The organism is Belnapia sp. F-4-1 (genome assembly GCF_000802185.1).
In the GTDB taxonomy this organism is placed as follows: Bacteria; Pseudomonadota; Alphaproteobacteria; order Acetobacterales; family Acetobacteraceae; genus Belnapia.
Genome location: NZ_KN676113.1, coordinates 3,773,392 through 3,792,310, shown reverse-complemented (window position 1 = coordinate 3,792,310; position 18,919 = coordinate 3,773,392). Strand labels below are relative to the sequence as shown.

19 protein-coding genes are annotated in these 18,919 nt (G+C 71.4%); 8 read left to right on the top strand and 11 right to left on the bottom strand.

Going from position 1 to position 18,919, the window contains the following annotated elements; translation table 11 throughout:
• Positions 1 to 75 precede the first annotated feature (75 nt).
• Positions 76 to 720: a GntR family transcriptional regulator gene (locus LH62_RS17980; protein ID WP_043363454.1), complete on the bottom strand. Its 645-nt coding sequence runs from the start codon at positions 718 to 720 to the stop codon at positions 76 to 78.
• Between the two features lie 53 nt (positions 721 to 773).
• Between LH62_RS17980 and LH62_RS17975 the strand changes: the two genes are divergently transcribed.
• Positions 774 to 1,643: a CoA ester lyase gene (locus tag LH62_RS17975; protein ID WP_043366083.1), complete on the top strand. Its 870-nt coding sequence runs from the start codon at positions 774 to 776 to the stop codon at positions 1,641 to 1,643.
• On the opposite strand, the gene LH62_RS17970 is transcribed toward LH62_RS17975, so the two are convergent.
• Positions 1,640 to 2,848: an MFS transporter gene (locus tag LH62_RS17970; protein WP_052214646.1), complete on the bottom strand. Its 1,209-nt coding sequence runs from the start codon at positions 2,846 to 2,848 to the stop codon at positions 1,640 to 1,642. The two genes, LH62_RS17975 and LH62_RS17970, sit on opposite strands and share 4 nt — an antisense overlap.
• A gap of 138 nt (positions 2,849 to 2,986) precedes the next feature.
• On the opposite strand from LH62_RS17970, the gene LH62_RS17965 reads away from it, so the two are divergent.
• Complete coding sequence (locus LH62_RS17965) at positions 2,987 to 3,889, top strand: LysR family transcriptional regulator (protein ID WP_043366080.1); 903 nt, start codon at positions 2,987 to 2,989, stop codon at positions 3,887 to 3,889.
• Here LH62_RS17965 and LH62_RS17960 read toward each other — a convergent pair.
• The 6 genes from LH62_RS17960 to rpmI form a co-directional block, all read right to left on the bottom strand.
• On the bottom strand, positions 3,886 to 4,860 hold the full coding sequence (locus LH62_RS17960; RefSeq protein WP_043363452.1) for a tripartite tricarboxylate transporter substrate-binding protein: 975 nt from the start codon (positions 4,858 to 4,860) through the stop codon (positions 3,886 to 3,888). The genes LH62_RS17965 and LH62_RS17960 overlap by 4 nt on opposite strands.
• Before the next feature lie 76 nt (positions 4,861 to 4,936).
• Positions 4,937 to 6,742, bottom strand: coding sequence for a translation elongation factor 4 (gene lepA, locus LH62_RS17955; RefSeq protein WP_043363451.1), 1,806 nt, complete (start codon positions 6,740 to 6,742; stop codon positions 4,937 to 4,939).
• Positions 6,743 to 6,839: 97 nt separating this feature from the next.
• Positions 6,840 to 9,311, bottom strand: a complete 2,472-nt coding sequence (pheT, locus tag LH62_RS17950; RefSeq protein WP_043363450.1) for a phenylalanine--tRNA ligase subunit beta — start codon at positions 9,309 to 9,311, stop codon at positions 6,840 to 6,842.
• Position 9,312: 1 nt separating this feature from the next.
• Positions 9,313 to 10,395, bottom strand: coding sequence for a phenylalanine--tRNA ligase subunit alpha (pheS, locus tag LH62_RS17945; protein WP_043363449.1), 1,083 nt, complete (start codon positions 10,393 to 10,395; stop codon positions 9,313 to 9,315).
• 83 nt (positions 10,396 to 10,478) lie between these two features.
• On the bottom strand, positions 10,479 to 10,859 hold the full coding sequence (rplT, locus tag LH62_RS17940; RefSeq protein WP_043363448.1) for a 50S ribosomal protein L20: 381 nt from the start codon (positions 10,857 to 10,859) through the stop codon (positions 10,479 to 10,481).
• A 13-nt stretch (positions 10,860 to 10,872) separates the two neighbouring features.
• Positions 10,873 to 11,079 (bottom strand): 50S ribosomal protein L35, encoded by a 207-nt coding sequence (gene rpmI / locus LH62_RS17935; RefSeq protein WP_043363447.1) that lies wholly within the window; start codon positions 11,077 to 11,079, stop codon positions 10,873 to 10,875.
• 151 nt (positions 11,080 to 11,230) lie between these two features.
• Between rpmI and LH62_RS17930 the strand changes: the two genes are divergently transcribed.
• From LH62_RS17930 to LH62_RS17905, 6 genes are all read left to right on the top strand, one after another.
• Positions 11,231 to 12,826, top strand: coding sequence for a helicase HerA-like domain-containing protein (locus tag LH62_RS17930; RefSeq protein WP_043363445.1), 1,596 nt, complete (start codon positions 11,231 to 11,233; stop codon positions 12,824 to 12,826).
• 95 nt (positions 12,827 to 12,921) lie between these two features.
• Positions 12,922 to 13,731 carry a diaminopimelate epimerase gene (gene dapF / locus LH62_RS17925; RefSeq protein ID WP_043363443.1) on the top strand — a complete coding sequence of 270 codons (810 nt, stop codon included), beginning with the start codon at positions 12,922 to 12,924 and terminating at the stop codon, positions 13,729 to 13,731.
• Positions 13,728 to 14,966, top strand: coding sequence for a tRNA (N(6)-L-threonylcarbamoyladenosine(37)-C(2))-methylthiotransferase MtaB (gene mtaB, locus LH62_RS17920; protein WP_043363442.1), 1,239 nt, complete (start codon positions 13,728 to 13,730; stop codon positions 14,964 to 14,966). Before dapF ends, mtaB begins: the two co-directional genes overlap by 4 nt.
• Positions 14,967 to 14,968: 2 nt before the next feature.
• On the top strand, positions 14,969 to 16,270 hold the full coding sequence (gene ftsY / locus LH62_RS17915; RefSeq protein ID WP_082012637.1) for a signal recognition particle-docking protein FtsY: 1,302 nt from the start codon (positions 14,969 to 14,971) through the stop codon (positions 16,268 to 16,270).
• A complete protein-coding gene (locus LH62_RS17910) occupies positions 16,267 to 16,713 on the top strand; it encodes a hypothetical protein (protein ID WP_043363440.1) in 447 nt (148 codons plus the stop codon). Before ftsY ends, LH62_RS17910 begins: the two co-directional genes overlap by 4 nt.
• Before the next feature lie 152 nt (positions 16,714 to 16,865).
• The gene (locus LH62_RS17905; RefSeq protein ID WP_043363439.1) at positions 16,866 to 17,666 is read left to right on the top strand and encodes a creatininase family protein; all 801 of its coding nucleotides are present in this window, start codon (positions 16,866 to 16,868) and stop codon (positions 17,664 to 17,666) included.
• Positions 17,667 to 17,668: 2 nt separating this feature from the next.
• Here LH62_RS17905 and LH62_RS17900 read toward each other — a convergent pair whose 3' ends face one another.
• The 3 genes from LH62_RS17900 to LH62_RS17890 are packed head-to-tail and all read right to left on the bottom strand — an operon-like array spanning position 17,669 to position 18,873.
• Positions 17,669 to 18,079 carry a hypothetical protein gene (locus tag LH62_RS17900; RefSeq protein WP_043363437.1) on the bottom strand — a complete coding sequence of 137 codons (411 nt, stop codon included), beginning with the start codon at positions 18,077 to 18,079 and terminating at the stop codon, positions 17,669 to 17,671.
• On the bottom strand, positions 18,079 to 18,624 hold the full coding sequence (locus LH62_RS17895; RefSeq protein WP_043363436.1) for an NUDIX domain-containing protein: 546 nt from the start codon (positions 18,622 to 18,624) through the stop codon (positions 18,079 to 18,081). Before LH62_RS17895 ends, LH62_RS17900 begins: the two co-directional genes overlap by 1 nt.
• Positions 18,625 to 18,675: 51 nt before the next feature.
• The gene (locus LH62_RS17890) at positions 18,676 to 18,873 is read right to left on the bottom strand and encodes a hypothetical protein (protein ID WP_144404524.1); all 198 of its coding nucleotides are present in this window, start codon (positions 18,871 to 18,873) and stop codon (positions 18,676 to 18,678) included.
• Between the last annotated feature and the right edge of the window lie 46 nt (positions 18,874 to 18,919).

Below are 18,919 nucleotides of genomic sequence, written 5' to 3'. Positions count from 1 at the left end.
CCATCGACGATGCCAAGGCATCGTCGATGGGGGCTCCGGCGGGGGGGGAGCAGGAGAGGGGCAGAGCCGCTCTCGTCAGGCTGGCTCCTCCGCCGCCATCGCCAGCCTCGCCGCATGCGCCGCCGCGATATGCGCCCGCGCCGCCGCTTCGGCCTCATCGGCATCCCCCACCGCGACAGCCGCCACGATCCGTGCATGCTCCACCCGCGCCGCCGCCGCCCGCCCCGGATGCGCGAGCGTCGTCGGCCCCAGCAGCAGCAGCGCATCGCCGATCGGCGCCAGCGCCCGCAGCAGGTAGCGGTTATGCGCCGCCTGGTGCAGCGCCCGGTGGAAGCGCCGGTTGTGCTCGGCGACGGCGTCCGCCGGCAACGCGGCCTCCGCCGCCACCAGCGCCTCCAGCAACAGGATGTCGGGCCGCCCCGCCTGCCGTGCGGCCAGCCGCGCCGCGGTGCCTTCCAGCGCCTCGCGCATGCCGTAGAGCTCGGCGACCTCGCGGTGGTCGTAGTGCGCGACGCAGAGCCCGCCGCCCGGTCCATGCGCGATCAGCCCCTCGGCCTGCAAGCGGCGGATCGCCTCCCGCACCGGCGTCCGGCTCATCCCCAGCCGCTCCGCCAGCTCCACCTCCAGCACGCGCTGCCCTGGGCGAAGGCTGCCGCTGCGCAGCCCCTCGCGGAATCGGTCATAGGCTTGGTCGGCAAGGCTTCCGGCAGCACGCGGCATGGCCCTCCATACCGGCATTGACCGGCCGGCGCGAGGGGCGGAGCATCGCCCTCATGCGTACCCTCCCCGTCTGGCGGTCCCTGCTCTACGTCCCCGCCACGCGGGAAAGCTTCGTGGCGAAGGCGCACACCCGCGGCGCCGACGCCATCATCCTCGACCTTGAGGATGCCGTCGCCCCCGCCGAGAAACCCGCCGCCCGTGCCGCCCTGGCCGCCGCCATCCCGCAGGTGACGCGGAATGGCGCCGCCGCCTGCGTCCGGATCAACCGCCCGCTCCGCATGGCGACCCTCGACATCGACGCCGCCATCGCCGCCGGCGCCGATGCGCTGGTGCTGACCAAGCTGATGGGCCCCGACCATGTGCGGCTGCTCTCCGAGCTCATCGCCGAAAGCGAAGCGGCCCATGGCGTTCCTGTCGGCCGCACCATCTGCATCGGCCTCGTCGAGAGCGCCGACGCCCTTTCCTCGCTCGAAGCCATCGCCCGTGCCGACCCGCGCCTCGTCGCCCTCGGCGCCGGCGGCGAGGACCTCGCCACAGACCTCGGCGCCGAGCCCTCGCCCGACGCGCTCTACCTGCCGAAGATGATGGCCCTGCTGGCCGCCCGCGCCGCCGGCATCCTGCCGCTCGGCTTCATCGGCACCGTCGCCGGCCTTTCCGACCCGGAGGGCTACCGGGCGATGCTACGCCGCTCGCGCAAGCTCGGCTTCGCCTGCGCCAGCTGTGTCCACCCCTCGCAGGTCGCCGTCATCAACGAGGAATACGGCGACAGCGCCGAGGCGATCGACCGCGCCCGCCGCATGGTGGAGGCCTTCGAGGCGAGCCTCGCCCGCGGCATCGGCGCCGCGACCTTCGAGGGCGCCATGATCGACGAGCCGGTGGTGGAGCGGGCGCGGCGCATGCTCGCCCGCGCCCGAACCAATTAAGCCACCGCGACCGCCTTCCGCCGGCCCGATGCAGCCACCACCACCAGCAGCAGCCCCGCCAGCGCCAGCACCGCGCCGGCGACCGCCACCGTCCCGTAGCCGAAGCCCGCCGATATCACCCCGCCGCCCACCGCCGCGCCCAGCGCGTTGCCGAGGTTGAAGGCGCCGATATTGACCGAGGAGGCGAGGCCCGGCGCATCGGCTGCCGCCTGCATCACCCGCATCTGCACCGGCGGCACGATGGCGAAGGTGGCGACGCCCCAGAGCAGCAGCCCGACGGCCGCCCCCACATGGCTCGTCAGCAGCAGCGGCAGCGCCGCCATCACCGCCGCCAGCGCGCTGAGGAAGATCTTCGTCGCCCCATCCACCGACCAATCCGCCAGCCGCCCGCCGAGCCCGTTGCCGATGGTGAAGCCGATGCCGATCAGCACCAGCGCCAGGGTGACGAAACCCTCCGACGCTCCGGTCAGCGTCGTCAGCGCCGGCGCGACATAGGTGTATAGGGTGAACATCGCCGCCGAGCCCATCACCGTCGTCGCCATCGCCAGCAGCACCGCCGGCCTCAGCAGCACCGCGAGCTCCCGCCGCACATCCGGCATCCGCCCCGCATCGCCGCGCGGCAGGGCGAGGAACAGCGCCGCCATCGCCAGCACGCCGAGCCCCGCCGTCGCCGCGAAGGACATCCGCCAGCCGATCGCCTGGCCAAGCCAGGTCGCCGCCGGCACGCCGCCCACATTGGCGATGGTCAGCCCCATGAACATGGTGGCGACGGCACTCGCCTGCCGCTCCTTCGGCACCACGCTCGCCGCGACCGTCGCGCCGAGGCCGAAGAAGGCGCCATGGTTCATGCTGGTGACGACGCGCGCCGCCAGCAGTGTCCAGTAGTCGGGCGCGACGGCGGAGAGCAGGTTGCCGATGGTAAAGATGCCCATCAGCAGCATCAGCGCATTGCGCCGCCGCAGCCGCCCGAGCGCCAGCGTCATCGCCGGCGCGCCGAGCATCACGCCCACCGCATAGGCGCTGACCAGCAGCCCCGCGGTCGGGATCGAAACCCCGACGCCGGTGGCGATGGTCGGCAGCAGCCCCATCGGGGCGAATTCTGTGGTGCCGATGCCGAAGGCACCGACGGCGAGCGCCAGCAGCGGCCAGGCCGCGGCGCGCGAATCCCTATCCGGCGGCACGGAGCCGGCTTCGAGGTTGGGCATTGGGGGAGAACTCCTTCAGCGTTGACCGAAGGATGGTGCGACGCAGCACCGAGGATAACCCGCCCCATCGCCATATCAGCCATGAATGCGTTTCACAAATGCCGCATGATGCGGCCCATCAACCGGGACACGGCGCACATGGACAACCGCATCGGCGAACTGCAGGTCTTCCTGCGCGTGGTGGAAGCCGGCAGCTTCTCCGAGGCCGCCCGCCAGTTGCTGATGACCCCCTCCACCGTCAGCAAGCTCATCGCCCGCATGGAGGCGCGGCTCGGCGTGAAGCTGATCGAACGCTCCACCCGCCACCTCCTGCTGACCGAGGAAGGCCGCCTCCTCCACGAGCGCGGCGGCGCGCTTCTCGCCGACCTCGAGTCCTTCGAACGCGAGCTGGCCGAGGGCGCCGCCAAGCCCGGCGGCACCATCCGGGTGAACGCCTCCGTCACCTTCGGCACCCTGGCGCTGGAGCCGCTGCTGCCCGCCTTCTGGCAGGCCTATCCGCGCATCGTCGTCGACCTCTCCCTCTCGGACGAGATCGTCGACCTCTATCTCGACCGCACCGATGTCGCCATCCGCATCGGCCCGCTGCCCGATTCCAGCTTGGTCGCGCGGCGGATCGGCGTGGCGCAGCGAAAGATCGTCGCCGCCCCCGCCTACCTCGCCCGCCACGGCACGCCGCAGAGCCTTGCCGACCTCGCCGCGCACAACTGCCTCGGCTTCAATTTCCGCCGCAGCGCCCCGGTCTGGCCGATCCGCGAGGGCGGCCGCATCCAGGACCGGATGGTCACCGGCACCTTGCTCGCCAACAACGGCGAGACGGTGCGCCGCCTCGCCGTCGCCGGCATGGGCCTCGCCCGCCTCGCCGATTTCCATGTCCGCGCGAATCTGGCCGCCGGCCGGCTGGTGGAGCTCTTCCCCGATGCCGGCGATGAGGAGGAGATCCACGCTCTCCACCTCGGCGGTCCGCTGCTGCCGCAGCGGATCCGCGTTTTCCTCGACTTCATGCTGCCCCGGATGCAGGCCTGGCTCCGGGGCGACGATTAGTCTGCGTACTGCCCCGCAGCCTGGATGATCGGCCGCCACTTGGCGATATCCGCCTGCCAGAAGGCGCGGTGCGCCTCCGGCGTCGCCCGCTCCTGCGCGACGGGCGTGGTGCCGAGCTCGGCGAAGCGCGCCACCAGCCGCTCGTCGCGCAACGCCACCTGCAGCGCCTGGGAGAGCCGCTGCACCACCGGTGCCGGCGTGCCCTTCGGCGCGTAGAGCCCGTGCCACACGCTCACCTGGAAAGCCGGCAGCCCCGCTTCGGCCGAGGTCGGCACGTTCGGCAGCGCCGCGATGCGGCTCTCAGTGGTGACGGAGAAGACGCGCAGCGCGCCGGCATTGATCTGCTCGGTGGTGTTGGTCGTCTGGTCACACATCAGGTCGATGCGGCCCGACAGGATCTCCTGCATCGCCGGCCCCGTGCCGCGGAAGGGCACCGTCGTCATCGGCGCATCGACGGCCTTCATCAGCAGCAGCCCGCAGAGATGGCTCGCGGCACCGATGCCGGCATTGGCGTAATTCAGGTTCTCCCGCTCGCGCCGGATCACCGCGATCGCCTCGGCCAGGTTGGTCGCCGGGAAGTCCTTCTTGGCAACGAGGGTCATCGGCACCTCGGTGACGAGGCCGATCGTCTCGAACCCGCCGACCGGGTCATAGGCGAGGCGCCGGTAGAGCGAGGGCGTCGTCGCCATGCCAATGTGATGCAGCAGCAGGGTGTAGCCATCCGGCCGCGCCTGCGCCACGCGCTGCGAGCCGATGGTGCCACCCGCCCCGCCGGCATTCTCGACGACGACCGTCTGGCCGAGGTCGCGCCCCATTGTCTCGGCGACAAGGCGGGAGACGGTATCCGTCGGACCGCCGGCCGCGAAGGGCACGATGATGGTGATGGTGCGGCCAGGGAATTGCTGCGCCATCGCCGGCCCGGCGGCGAGGAGGGACATCGCGAGCAAGGCACGGCGCATAACGCTCTTCATGGAGTACTCCCGGTTCGACGGCGTTCCGACGCGCCGCTTAGATGACATGGGGTTCAGGAATCAACCCCCAAGCCCGTCAGGCATCCATTTTCAGCGCGGCGATGAAGGCGCTTTGCGGGATCTCGACCTTGCCGAACTGCCGCATGCGCTTCTTACCCTCCTTCTGCTTGTCGAGGAGCTTCCGCTTGCGGCTGATGTCGCCGCCATAGCATTTGGCCGTCACGTCCTTCGACATCGCGGAGATCGTCTCGCGCGCGATCACCCGGCCCCCGATCGCCGCCTGGATCGGGATCTTGAAGAGCTGGCGCGGGATCAGTTCCTTCAGCCGCTCGCAGATCTGCCGGCCGCGCCGGTCGGCCTGGCTGCGATGCGCCATGAAGGACAGCGCATCCACCGGCTCGGCATTCACCAGGATGGAGATCTTCACCAGGTCGCCGGCCTCGTAGCCGTCCACCTGGTAGTCGAAGCTGGCATAGCCGCGGCTGAGCGACTTCAGCCGGTCGTAGAAGTCGAACACCACCTCGTTCAGCGGGAGCCGGTAGACGGCCATGGCGCGGGTGCCGACATAGGTCAGCTCAACCTGCCGGCCGCGCCGCTCGTTGCAGAGCGTCAGCACGGGGCCGAGATACTCGTCCGGCACCATGATCGTCGCCTTGATCCAGGGCTCCTCGATCTCGTCGATCAACGAGGGGTCCGGCATGTCGGCGGGGTTGTGCAGATCCTCCATCTCGCCGTTGGTGCGGCGGATCTTGTAGACGACGGAGGGCGCGGTCGCGATCAGGTCGAGGTCGAATTCGCGCGACAGCCGCTCCTGCACGATCTCGAGGTGCAGCAGGCCGAGGAAGCCGCAGCGATAGCCCAAGCCCAGCGCCGCCGAGGTTTCCATTTCGTAGTGGAAGCTGCTGTCGTTGAGCCGCAGCTTGCCGACGCTCTCGCGCAGCTTCTCGAAGTCGTCGGCATCGACCGGATAGAGCCCGCACCACACCACGGGGATGCTGGGCTTGAAGCCGGGCAGCGCCTCCTCGGCCGGATTGCGGTCGTCGGTCAGGGTGTCGCCGACATTGGTGTCCGCGACCGTCTTGATGGCGGCGGTCACGTAGCCCATCTCGCCCGGCCCGAGGCTCTCCACCTGGACCATCTTCGGGGTGAAGACGCCGACCTGCTCGATGGTGTGGACCGAGCCGTTCGACATCATGCGGATGCGCTGGCCCTTCTTCAGGTGCCCGTCCCTCACCCGCACCAGCACGACCACGCCGAGATAGGCGTCGTACCAGCTGTCGACCAGCAGCGCCGTCAGCGTCTTCGAGGCATCGCCGGTGGGGGGAGGCAGGCGCGTGACGATCGCCTCCAGCACGCCTTCGATGTTGAGCCCGGTCTTGGCGCTGATCTCGACGGCATCCGAGGCGTCGATGCCGATCACGTCCTCGATCTGCTGCTTCACCCGCTCCGGCTCGGCGGCCGGCAGGTCGATCTTGTTCAGCACCGGGACGATCTCGTGGTTGGCGTCGATCGCCTGGTAGACATTGGCGAGCGTCTGCGCCTCCACCCCCTGCGAGGCATCGACCACCAGCAGCGAGCCCTCGCAGGCCGCGAGGCTCCGGCTCACCTCATAGGCGAAGTCCACGTGGCCCGGAGTGTCCATCAGGTTCAGGATGTAGGTCTGCCCATCCTTCGCCTGATAGGCCAGCCGCACCGTCTGCGCCTTGATGGTGATGCCCCGCTCCCGCTCAAGCTCCATGTTGTCGAGGAGCTGTTCCTTCATCTCCCGCGCGGTCACGGTGCCGGTGGCCTGGATCAGCCGGTCGGCAAGCGTCGACTTCCCATGGTCGATATGGGCGATGATGGAAAAATTGCGGATGCGGGCGAGCGGAGTGTCGGGCATGGGATTCCGGCGGCCGGTTCGGGGATGTCCGGCCTCTTGCAGTTGCAGATAAGGCAGGAGCCGGCCAAGTCAAAGCACTGGATTGGCCAGCCCCGGTTCAGCCGCGCAGCGTGGCCCCCGTCGCCTTGGCCACCGCCGCAACGAGCTTCGCCGCCGCCGCCTCGATCTCGGCATCGGTCAGCGTCGCCTCGCGCGGCTGCAGCACCGCCTGGATGGCGAGGCTCACCTTGCCCTCCGGCAGCTTGTCCCCGGCATAGCGGTCGAATAGCACCACCTCGGCGATGAGCGCCTTGTCCGCCCCCCGCGCCGCCCGCAGCACCGCCTCGGCTGAAACCCCGGCATCGACGAGGAAAGCGAAGTCCCGCCGCACCGGCTGGAAGGCCGGCAGGTCCGGCGCCCCCTTCTTCCGCCGCTTGGGCTCCGGGATGGCGTCGAGGAACACCTCGAAACCGACGGCCGGCCCCGCGAGGTCGAGCGCCGCCGCCACCCGCGGATGGATCTCGCCGAAGGTGGCGAGCACCGTCTTCGGCCCCTGCCGTAGAACCCCGCTCCGCCCCGGATGATAGAACCCCGGCGCATCGGCGGTGACGCTGACGGCGGCCATCGGCACCCCGAGCGCCGCCAGCACGGCGAGCGCATCCCCCTTGGCATCCATTGCATCGACGGCGCGCGAGGCCTCCGCCCAATGCCGCGGCGTGTGCCCCGTCCGCACGCCCGCCGCCACCTGCAGCTGCCCCTCCGGCGAGGGATCGCGGTAGGCCGCGCCCAGCTCCGCCAGCGCCACGTCCGGATAGCCCCGCGCCGCATTACGCGCCGCCGCCTGCAGCAGGCTGGCCACCGGCGTCGGACGCATCTGATCGAGATCCGCCGCAATCGGATTCTCGAGCCTGAGCGCCGCCGGCGTCTCCCCGAACAGCGCCGCGACCTTGGCTTCGAGGAAGCCGAAGCCGACGCAATCCAGCATCCCCCGCGCCGCCAGCACCCGCCGCGCCAGTACCGCCCGCGCCTGCCTCGCGCTCAGCGCCGGCGGCGGCACGATCCCCGCGACCGGCAGCGAGACGGCGGGGATGCGGTCGAGCCCCCGGATGCGCAGCACCTCCTCGACGAGATCGGCCTCCGGCTCCACCGCCGCGCAACCCTCCGCCGCCGCCCGCGCCCGCTCCGGGGCGAGGCCCGGCGCCTGGTCCAGGCCCCCGCCACCGGCGATGTCATTCCGCCATGGCGGCACGGCGACCGTCACCCGCTCCGCATTCCGCGCCTCGACCGCGAAGCCCAACCGCTCCAGGATGCCGACCGCCTCGTCCGCCGCCACCTCCGCCCCGCCGAGCCCGGCCAGCCGCGCGAAGCGCAGCGTCGCGCTGCGTTGCCAGGCCGGCGGCGTGCCGGCCACCGACACCTCGCTCGCCTCGCCGCCGCAGATCTCCTGCATCGTCCAGGTGGCAAGGTCGAGGGCATGCGCCGGCAGGGCCGGGTCTACCCCGCGCTCGAAGCGCGCCCGCGCATCGGTGCGGATGTCGTGCCGCCGGCCGGAGAGGGCGATCCGTACCGGGTCGAACAGCGCGCACTCGATGAAGACCTCGGTGGTGTCCTCGTCGCAGCCCGAATGCTCGCCGCCGATGATGCCGCCGAGCGACTCAGGCCCCGCCTCGTCGGCGATCACGCCATCCTCCGGCGTCAGCGCATAGGTCTTGCCGTTCAGCGCAACCAGGCTCTCGCCCTCTCGCGCCATCCGCAGGGTCAGCGTCCGGCCCCGCACCTTCGCCACGTCGAAGACATGCAGCGGCCGGCCGAGGCCATGGGTATAAAGGTTGGTCACATCGACCAGCGCGTTGATCGGCCGCAGCCCGATCGCCACCAGAAGGTCCTGCAGCCATTTCGGCGAAGGGCCGTTCCTCACCCCGCGGATGGCCCGGCCGATGACGTAATCGCAGGCCCGCGGATCATCGATCTCCCAGCGCAGCGGCGAGGGATAGACACTCTCGATCCGCGGCTCGACCAGCGGCTTCAACCGCCCGAGCCCCGCCGCGGCGAGGTCGCGCGCCACCCCATGCACCGAGAGCGCATCCCCCCGGTTCGGCGTCACGCTGATCTCGATGACCGGGTCGTCCATCCCCGCCCAGCGGACGTAGCTCTCGCCGAGCGGCGCATCCTCGGGGAGATCGACGATGCCCGAATGATCGTCCCCGAGCCCCATCTCCCGCGCCGAGAGCATCATCGCCTCGGAGGCGACGCCGCGGATCTCGCCCTTCTTCAAGGTGATGCCCGTGCCGGGGATGAAGGCCCCCGGCAGCGCGACGACGCCCTTCATCCCCGCCCGCGCATTCGGCGCGCCGCAGACGACGGAAAGCAGCGTGCCATCGCCGGCATCGACCTTCAGCGCGCGCAGCCGGTCGGCATTCGGGTGTTGCACTGCCTCGACGACATGCGCGATCCGGAAGGAGGCAAGCGCGGCGCCGCGATCCTCCACCCCCTCGACCTCGAGCCCGATGGTGTTCAGCGTGGCGAGGATATCGGCCAGCGGTGCCTCGGTCTCGAGATGGGCCTTCAGCCAGGACAAGGTGAATTTCATCTCACACACCCTCCGTGAGGGAAGGAGGCGCAAGCGGATCGGCCGCGTAGTGCCGCAGCCAGCGCAGGTCGCTCTCGTAGAAAGGGCGCAGGTCCGGCATGCCGTGCTTCAGCATGGTGATCCGCTCGATCCCCATGCCGAAGGCGAAGCCCTGCCACTCCCGCGCATCGATGCCGCAATTGGCGAGCACCCGCGGATGCACCATCCCGCTCCCCAGGATCTCCAGCCAGTCGCCGCCCTTGCCGAGCTCGCCTGTCTTCCGGTTCCAGCCGATATCCACCTCCATGGAGGGCTCGGTGAAGGGGAAGTACGAGGCCCGAAACCGCACCGGCAAATCCCCGATGCCGAAAAAGGCGCGGAGGAAGTCGATCAGGCAGCCCTTCAGATGCCCGAGCGTGATCCCCCGGTCGATCACCAGCCCCTCGACCTGATGGAACATCGGGCTGTGCGTCGCGTCATGGTCGGCGCGCCAGGTCCGCCCCGGTACGATGACGCGGATCGGCGGCTCCTGCCCCAGCATGGTCCGCGCCTGCACCGGCGAGGTGTGGGTTCGCAGCACCGGCCGCCGCCCATCCGCCCCTGCCGGCAGGTAGAAGGTGTCATGGTCCTGCCGCGCCGGATGATGGTCCGGGATGTTGAGCGCAGAGAAGTTGAGCCAGTCGCTCTCGATGTCGGGCCCCTCCGCCACCCGGAAGCCCATGGCGCCGAAGATCGCCGTCAACTCCTCGATGGTGCGGCTGATTGGATGGATGCCGCCCTCCCCGGCCCCGCCCGGCGGGTGCGGACGCGGCGGCAGCGACACGTCCATCCGCTCGGAGGCGAGCCTTGCCTCCAGCGCCGCGGCCTCCAGCGCGACGCGCCTGGCCTCGATCGCCGCCTCCAGCTCCGCCTTCAGCCGGTTGAGCGCCGCCCCGCGTTCCTTCCGCTGCTCGGCCGGCACCGCGCCGAGCCCCTTCAGCAGCCCGGTCAGCCGCCCGCTCTTGCCGATCGTGCCGACGCGCACGGCATCCCAGGCGCGGAGGTCGGCGGCGGCCGCGAGGGCGTCGGCGGTCTCGCCCCGGAGGGCGTCGAGGTCATCGCTCATGCATCAGGTCCCAAACAGGCAAAAGGCCGCACCCTGCCGGGAGCGGCCCCTTGCGCAGCTCTATCCCCGCGAGGGGAAGGAAATCAGGCCGCCGGCGTCGCCGCCGGGGCCGGACGCGCCGCGCGGGCCTTCTCGACCAGCGCCGCGAAGCTCGCGGGATCGTCGAAGGCGATCGCCGCCATGACCTTGCGGTCCAGATCGATCCCCGCCGCCTTGATGCCGGCGATGAACTGCGAATAGGTCAGCCCGTGCTCGCGCACTGCCGCGTTGATCCGCTGGATCCAGAGGCCGCGGAAGTCACGCTTCTTGTTGCGGCGGTCGCGATAGGCGTATTGCAGCGCCTTCTCGACCCGCTCCAGCGCGGGACGGAAATTCGTGGAAGACCGGCCGACATAGCCCTTGGCGAGCTTGAGGACCTTCTTGTGACGGGCGTGCGCGGTGACGCCCCGCTTGACGCGTGCCATGGCTCAGACCCCCTTACCGGACCAGCCCATAGGGCGCCCATTGCAACACCGTCAGACCGTCCTGGTGCCGCAGCACCTGGGTCCCGGTGTTCTGCCGCTTCACCTTGGAGGAGCGGTTGCGGAGCATGTGCCGCTTCTTGCCGGGACCGGCGAGCACCTTGCCCGTGGCCGTCACCTTGAAGCGCTTCTTCACAGAAGACTTCGTCTTCATCTTGGGCATTTGGACCTCCTTGTCCGGTCAGGATGCGCGCCCGAGAGCGCACGAAGCCGCGGCCGGGCATGCCCACCAAGCCCGTCGCGCGGAGAGGGGCGGCGTATAGCGGCGTGCCGTCCCGGATGCAAGCGCCGCCCGCCTGCCCTATAACCCTGCCATGTCGGATACCATCCTGATCGGCCGGGGCGAGCACCCCTGCACCCTCCTCCTCTCCCGCGCGAACCGCCACGGGCTGGTCGCCGGCGCGACGGGCACCGGCAAGACCGTCACCCTGCAAACCCTCGCCGAGGGCTTCTCCCGCGCCGGCGTCCCCGTCTTCTGCGCCGACATCAAGGGCGACCTCGCCGGCCTCTCCCAGCCCGGCCGACCCAACCCGAAGCTGGAGCAGCGCGCCCACGACCTCGGCGAGGCCGCCTTCGCCTACGAGCCCTCGCCTGCCATCCTCTGGGACGTCTTCGGCGAGCAGGGCCACCCGCTGCGCGCCACCGTCGCCGAGATGGGCCCGCTGCTGCTCGCCCGCATGCTGGAGCTGAACGAGACGCAGGAGGGCGTGCTCACCATCGCCTTCAAGCTGGCCGATGACGAGGGCCTGCTGCTGCTCGACTTCAAGGACCTCCGCGCCATCCTGACGCATGTGGCGGAGCGCGCGAGCGAGCTCGGCGCCACCTACGGCAATGTCAGCAAGGCGACGATCGGCACCATCCAGCGCCGCCTCTTGATGCTGGAGCAGGCCGGCGGCGAGCAGTTCTTCGGCGAGCCCGCCCTGTCGCTCGCCGACCTCATGCTGCTTACCCCCGACGGCCGCGGCGCCGTGAACGTGCTGGCCGCCGACAAGCTGATCGCCTCGCCCCGGCTCTACGCCACCTTCCTGCTCTGGCTGCTCTCCGAGCTCTTCGAAGAACTCCCGGAGGTTGGCGACCTCCCCAAGCCCAAGCTCGTCTTCTTCTTCGACGAGGCGCATCTCCTGTTCCGCGACGCGCCGAAGGCCCTGGTCGAGAAGGTGGAGACCGTCGTCCGCTTGATCCGCTCCAAGGGGGTGGGCATCTACTTCGTCACCCAGAACCCGCTCGACCTCCCGGCTACGGTGCTCGGCCAGCTCGGCAACCGCGTGCAGCACGCGCTCCGCGCCTTCACCCCCGCCGAGCAGAAGGCCGTCCGCGCCGCCGCCGAAACCTTCCGCCCCAACCCCAAGCTCCGCGTCGAGGACGCCATCACCCATCTCGGCGTCGGCGAGGCCCTGGTCTCGACGTTGCAGGAGGACGGCACCCCGAGCCCGGTCGAACGCGCCCGCATCCTCCCGCCGCGCGGCCGCATCGGTGCCATCACGCCGGAGGAACGCGCCGCCACGCTGAAGGTGAGCCCACTGGCCGGCCGCTACGACGAGGCGATCGACCGCGACTCCGCCTATGAACGCCTCCAGGGCCGCGCCACCGCCGCCCCCGCCTCCGGCCCCTGGCGCAGCGGCCCTGCTCCGACCCGCGACAGCAACCCTTGGGGCGGCGCCACCTCCCTGCCCCCCCTGCCCGCGCCGCCGCCGGCCCGCGGCAGCCGCATCCCGCAAATCCCGCAAGGCGGCCAAGGGGGAAGCATGGGCGACATCCTTGGCAACATCCTCACCGGCCGCGGCGGCAAGCGCGAAGGCGTCGCCGAATCCATGGCGAAATCCGCCGCCCGCAGCATCGGCAGCTCGGTCGGCCGCCAGATCAGCCAGGCGGTCGTCCGCGGCCTGCTCGGCTCCATCCTGAAGCGCTAGCCGCCCGCGTCGTGCCCGGGCGGGCCCGGGCACCGTCCGTCCCGGCCATGCGCGGGGTTGGAACCGCGCCCCCAACGGGGCATATCTCCCCCGTGATGGTTCCCTTCCGCAAGATGCACGGCCTCGGCAACGACTTCGTCGTGCTCGACGCCCGCGCCCAGACGCTGCCGATGAGCGCTGCCCGCGCCGCCGCCATCGCCGACCGCCGGCGGGGCATCGGCTGCGACCAGTTCATCGTGCTTGAGCCCGGCCGCGACGGCGCCGATGCCTTCATGCGCATCCGCAACCCGGACGGCTCCGAGGCCGGCGCCTGCGGCAACGCCACCCGCTGCATCGCCTCCCTCGTCGCCGCCGAGACCGCCGCCGACCGCGTCACCATCCGCACCATCAGCGGCGACCTGCCCGCCGAGCGCCTCGGTGATCTCTGGCGCGTCGACATGGGTCCCGCCCGCCTCGGCTGGCAGGACGTCCCCCTCGCCCGCGCCATGGACACCCTCCACTTGCCGTTCGAGGACGCCGCCGCCTGCTCCATGGGCAACCCCCATGCGACGCTCTTCGTCCCCGACCTCGACGCAGTCCCGGTCGCAACCCTCGGCCCCCGGCTGGAGCACGACCCGCTCTTCCCCGACCGCGCCAATATCGGCTTCGTCCAGGTCCTGAACCCGGAGCACATCCGCCTCACCGTCTGGGAACGCGGCGCCGGCCTGACGCTCGCCTGCGGCTCCGGCGCCTGCGCGGCCCTGGTGAACGCCGCCCGCCGCGGCCTCACCGGCCGCGCCGCGACCGTCTCCCTCCCCGGCGGCGACCTCCACATCGAATGGCGCGCGGACGGCCATGTTCTGATGACCGGCCCCGTCGCCACCGCCTTCACCGGCACCATCGACCTCGACGGCCTTCCGCTGTGACGCTTGAGCTTCTGACCTTCGGCTGCCGCCTCAACACCTACGAGTCCGAGGCGATGCGCGACCTTGCAGGCAAGGCCGGGCAGCAGGGCATCATCGTCAACACCTGCGCCGTCACCGCCGAGGCCGAGCGCCAGGCCCGCCAGGCCATCCGCCGCGCCGCCCGCGAGAACCCCGGCACGCCGATCATCGTCACCGGCTGCGCCGCGCAGATCGCCCCCGACAAGTGGGCTGGCCTGCCCGGCGTCACCCGCGTCATCGGCAATGCCGACAAGCTGAAGCCGGAAGCCTGGGCCCAGGATTCGCCCCCCGCGCCCGTGACGGACATCATGGCCGCCACCGAGACGGCGGCCCATCTGGTCACCGAGTTCGCCGGCCGCGCCCGCGCCTTCGTCCAGGTGCAGCAGGGCTGCGACCACCGCTGCACCTTCTGCGTCATCCCCTTCGGCCGCGGCCCCTCCCGTTCCGTCCCCATCGGCGCCATCGTCGAGCAGGTCCGCGCCCTCGTCGCCCATGGCTACAAGGAGGTCGTCCTCACCGGCGTCGACATCACCAGCTACGGTCCCGACCTTCCCGGCCAGCCCCGCCTCGGCCAGATGATCCGCCGCCTCCTGGCCCTAGTGCCGGAGCTGCCCCGCCTCCGCCTCTCCTCCCTCGACCCGGTCGAGATCGACGACGACCTTTGGCGCCTCATCGCCGAGGAGCCTCGGCTGATGCCGCACCTCCACCTCTCGCTGCAGCACGGCGCCGATCTCATCCTGAAGCGCATGAAGCGCCGCCACCTCAAGGCCGACGCCCTCGCCGTCGTCCGCCGCGCCCGCGCGCTGCGGCCCGGGATCGCCTTCGGCGCCGACCTCATCGCCGGCTTTCCCACCGAGACGGAGGAGCAGTTCGCCGAGATGCTCGACCTCGTCGCGGAGATGGAACTCGCCTTCCTGCACGTCTTTCCCTACTCCGAGCGCCCCGGCACGCCGGCCGCCCGCATGCCCGCCGTGCCCATGCCGGTGCGGAAGGCCCGTGCCGCCCGCCTCCGCGCGGCGGGCGCGGCGGGCGCCGCCCGCTTCTACGCCGCCCGCCTTGGTCAGGAGGAATCCGTGCTGTTCGAGCGTGACGATCGCGGCCACACCGCGCATTTCGCCCCGATCCGCCTGGCCGCCGGCCAGGCCGAGCCCGGCACCCTGCATCGGCTCCGCGTCACCGCCGCCGATGCCGGCGGCCTCCTCGCCGAGGCCGCCTGACCATGGCGCTGAAGGACTGGCTCGGCCGCATCCGCAGCAAGCCGAGCGAGGCGGAAGCCCCACTCTCCACCCCGCCGGGCCAGTTGCCAGAGCCGGAGACACCGCTGGGCACGCCGACCCTTCCCTCCGCCGCCATGCCGGGCCTGCCTGCCTCGCCCATCCCGGTCCCGCCTCCCTTCACCGCCCCCTCCCCCCTCGCCCGCCTCGGCGCCGCGCCCGAACCCGCGCCGGAACCTGCCCCCTTCGAGATCACCCTCACCCCCGAGGAGGAGGCCGCGTTGCGCGAGGCCGGCTTCGAAGCCGAGCCCGAAGCCGAGCCGCAGCCGCCCCCCGCCTCGCTCCCCACTCCCCCCCTCCCGGTTGACGAGCCGGAGGAAGCCGCCCGTGCCGGCTGGTTCTCCCGCCTCCGCGCCGGCCTTTCCCGCTCTACCGCCCGCCTCACCGACAGCGTCACCACCCTCTTCCGCAAGCGCCGCCTCGACGAGGAAGCCCTGGAGGAGCTGGAGGAGACGCTCATCACCGCCGATCTCGGCGTCGCTGCCAGCCGCCGCATCGTGGAGGGCTTCCGGCGCACCCGCTTCGGCAAGGAAGTGACCGATGAGGAGGTGAAGGCCGCGCTCGCCGAGGAGATCGGCACGATCCTGGCCCCCGTCGCCCAGCCCCTGGTGCTCGACCCGGCGCGCGCCCCGCATGTCGTGCTGGTGGTCGGCGTCAACGGCACCGGCAAGACGACGACCATCGCCAAGCTCGGCCAGCAATACCGCGAGGGGGGCCTTTCCTGCGCCTTCGTCGCCGGCGACACCTTCCGCGCCGCCGCCGTCGAGCAGCTGCAGATCTGGGGCGAGCGCACCGGCGCCCGCGTCTTCACCCCCGCGAAGGAAGGCGCCGACGCCGCCGGCCTCGCCTTCGACGCGCTGACCGCCGCCCGCGCCGAGGGCGTCCAGGTGCTGCTGGTTGATACCGCCGGCCGCCTGCACAACAAGACGGCGCTGATGGAGGAGCTGCGCAAGGTCATCCGCGTGATGAAGCGCGTCGATCCCGAGGCGCCGCATTCCGTCCTGCTCGTGCTCGACGCCACCACCGGCCAGAATGCCGTGCAGCAGGTGAAGGTTTTCAAGGAGATGGTCGACGTCACCGGCCTCGCCGTCACCAAGCTCGACGGCAGCGCCAAGGGCGGGGTCGTCGTGGCGCTGGCCCAGGAATTCGGCCTGCCCGTGCATGTGGTGGGCGTCGGCGAGAAGGCCGCCGACCTCCGCCCCTTCACTGCCCGCGACTATGCCAGGGGCTTGGTCGGCCTGCCATGATCCCCCGGCGGGTCCTGCCGCTGCTGCTCCTCGCTCCCGCGGCCGCCGCCCAGGATTCGCCCGCGAGCTTCGTCGAGTTGTTCCCCGCCGAGGGCCGCGCCCCGGTCCGGCTGAATGCCATGCAGGTCGTCCGCGTCGCCCGGCTCGACGGCGCGACCATTCTCGACACCACCGCCTTCGTCCAGCAGCGCAGCAGCGAGGGCCTCGATGCCGTCATCCGCCGCCTGCAGGCCGCCGGCCTCCGCCTCGTCCCGCTGACCGACCTCAACGGCGCCCGCACCTACCTGGCGCTCGACCGGATCGTCCTGGTCCGCCCCTCGGAGGAGCGCCATGCGGCCGGCGCCCGCGCCGCCATCGTCGTCGCCGGGCTGCGCTTCGCCACGGACGTCGCGGTGCGGGAGACGGTGGCCGATGTCATGGCGGCGATCGCCGCGGCCCGTTGATCGAGGGGGCGTGGCCCCTCAAACTCCCCCACCCGGGCTCCCCATTGCCGCTCAACATCGGCATGGGGCCCGCACAGCCCGGAGGGCTTTTGGCGGGGAGAGCGCGAGAGGGACAGAGCCCCTCCCGTTCCCAAGGAAAGGAACCACCACCCATGCCCACAGAGATTCGCTGGGACCGCATGACCGGCCCCGAGCTGAAGGCGCTGGCCGCCCGCGACGCCCTCGTCATCCTCCCTATCGGCAGCCTCGAGCAGCACGGACCCCATCTGCCGGTCTGGACCGACAGCGCCTGCGCCCATGAATTCGCCCTCCGCGCCGCCGCCGCCGTCGCCGAGGACCTCCCCGTCGCCGTCCTCCCCCCGATCTGGCTCGGTCTCTCGGAGCATCACCTGCCCTTCGGCGGCACCATCACGCTTGACCACGCCACCTTCCAGGCCGTGCTCCGCTGCGTCGTCTGCTCGCTCGTGGCCGACGGCTTCCGCCGCCTGCTGATCGTCAACGGCCATGGCGGCAACATCGACCCGCTGGCCGTCGCCGGCCGCGAGCTGGCGGTGGAATTCGGCATCCCCATCGTCACCACCACCTGGCCCCAGGTCGCGTCGAAGGAGATCGCCGCCATCCTGACGACCCAGCCCGGCGTGCAGCATGCCTGCGAGGGCGAGACCAGCCTCTGGCTGGCGCTCGACGCCGCCCAGGTCCGCCGGGAGAAGATTGCCGAAAGCCTCTCCAACCCACCGCCGAACCCGCCCGCCGGCTTCGTCCGCTTCTATTCCTTCGAGGAGCGCGCCCCCCGCACCGGCGTCCGCGGCGACCCGCGCGCTGCGACCGCCGAGAAGGGCGAAGCCATCTTCTCCGCCGTGACCAAGGCCCTCTCTGCCGCCATGCGCGACCCGGTGCTCTGGACCACACCCGACCCGGTGTGGGAGGCCGGCCGCGGCCTCAAGCCGCAGTAGGATCAATACGCGAAGGGCACCCTGAGTCTCGCTCCCGGCGCCGGCCGGTAGAGCTTGTCCTCCAGCAGGCTTGGTGTGCCTTCCTCGGCCAGGCCCCGCCCCGGCAGGTTGCGGTAGAGCAGGCTGGGGCTGAGGGTCGTCCGCGGGTTCGGCAGGGGCGCCTGCCGCTCCACCGAGCGGTTCGGCACCGGCGCCAGGTTGCCGAATTGCGGCTGACGCGGCGGCAAGGGCAGCGCCGCCTGCTTCGAGAGATTGAGGGCCGGCGGCTTCCGCAGCGCCGGTCCCCTCGGCCGCGGCCGCGCCTGCGCCGCCCGCTCGGGCAGCCGGACCTCAGGCCCCGGCGAGAGCACGGCCGCCTCCTCCGCCAGCGACGGCCCAGCATGCAGCAGCAGCGCGAGCAGGATCCGCCGCATCACAACCCATCCCCCGGCAGTGGCCGCATCCCCCGCGCATCCTCGGGCGGGTTCATCGCCGGCAGGCCGAGCGGCCGCCCCGCCGCCTCCCGCCACTGCCGGAGCGCCCAGTGGACCGAGGGAAAGGCGATCTCGCCCCAGGGAATCTCCTCCCAGCCGAACAGCCGCACGTCGAGGCTCTCCGGCCCCGGCGCGAAGCCCGGCTCGGCCAGCCCCGCGCGGAAGATCACCTGCACCTGCCCGATTCGGGCAATGGAATAGATGGCGAGCACGCCCTCGATGGCGATGCGCGCCTGCGCCTCCTCCCAGGCCTCGCGCCGGGCGCCTTCCTCCACCGTCTCGGCCATTTCCATGTACCCGGCCGGAAGGGTCCAGAAGCCGCGCCGGGGCTCGATCGCCCTTCGGCAGAGCATCACCTGCTCCCCGACCCCGACGACGCTGCCGACGACGATCTTGGGGTTCTCATAGGCGATGAAGCCGCAATCGGCACAGGTTAGCCGCTCGCGATCCTCACCTTCCGGAGTGGTGCGTACAAAGCTCGCCATGAGGAGAGGATGGGCGGCCCCTCCGGTCAGTGCAAGCTCCGATGGGCACGCTCAGACGCGCAGGTCGAGCAAGGAGCCGCGCGGTGGCGGGCGGCTCGGCGCCGTGGGCACCGCCTCCAGCGTCCGCTGGGGCGGCTGGACATCGGGGGCCGGACCGTTCTGCCCCGGGCTGATGCCCCGGACCGGCTGGGCCGGCCTGGTCTGTGCCACCTGCGTCGTGAAGGCGGCGAGCGCATTGGTGCTGATCATGCGCCGGATCATGCCCTCGAGGTCTGAATCCCCGGTAAAGGCGGGA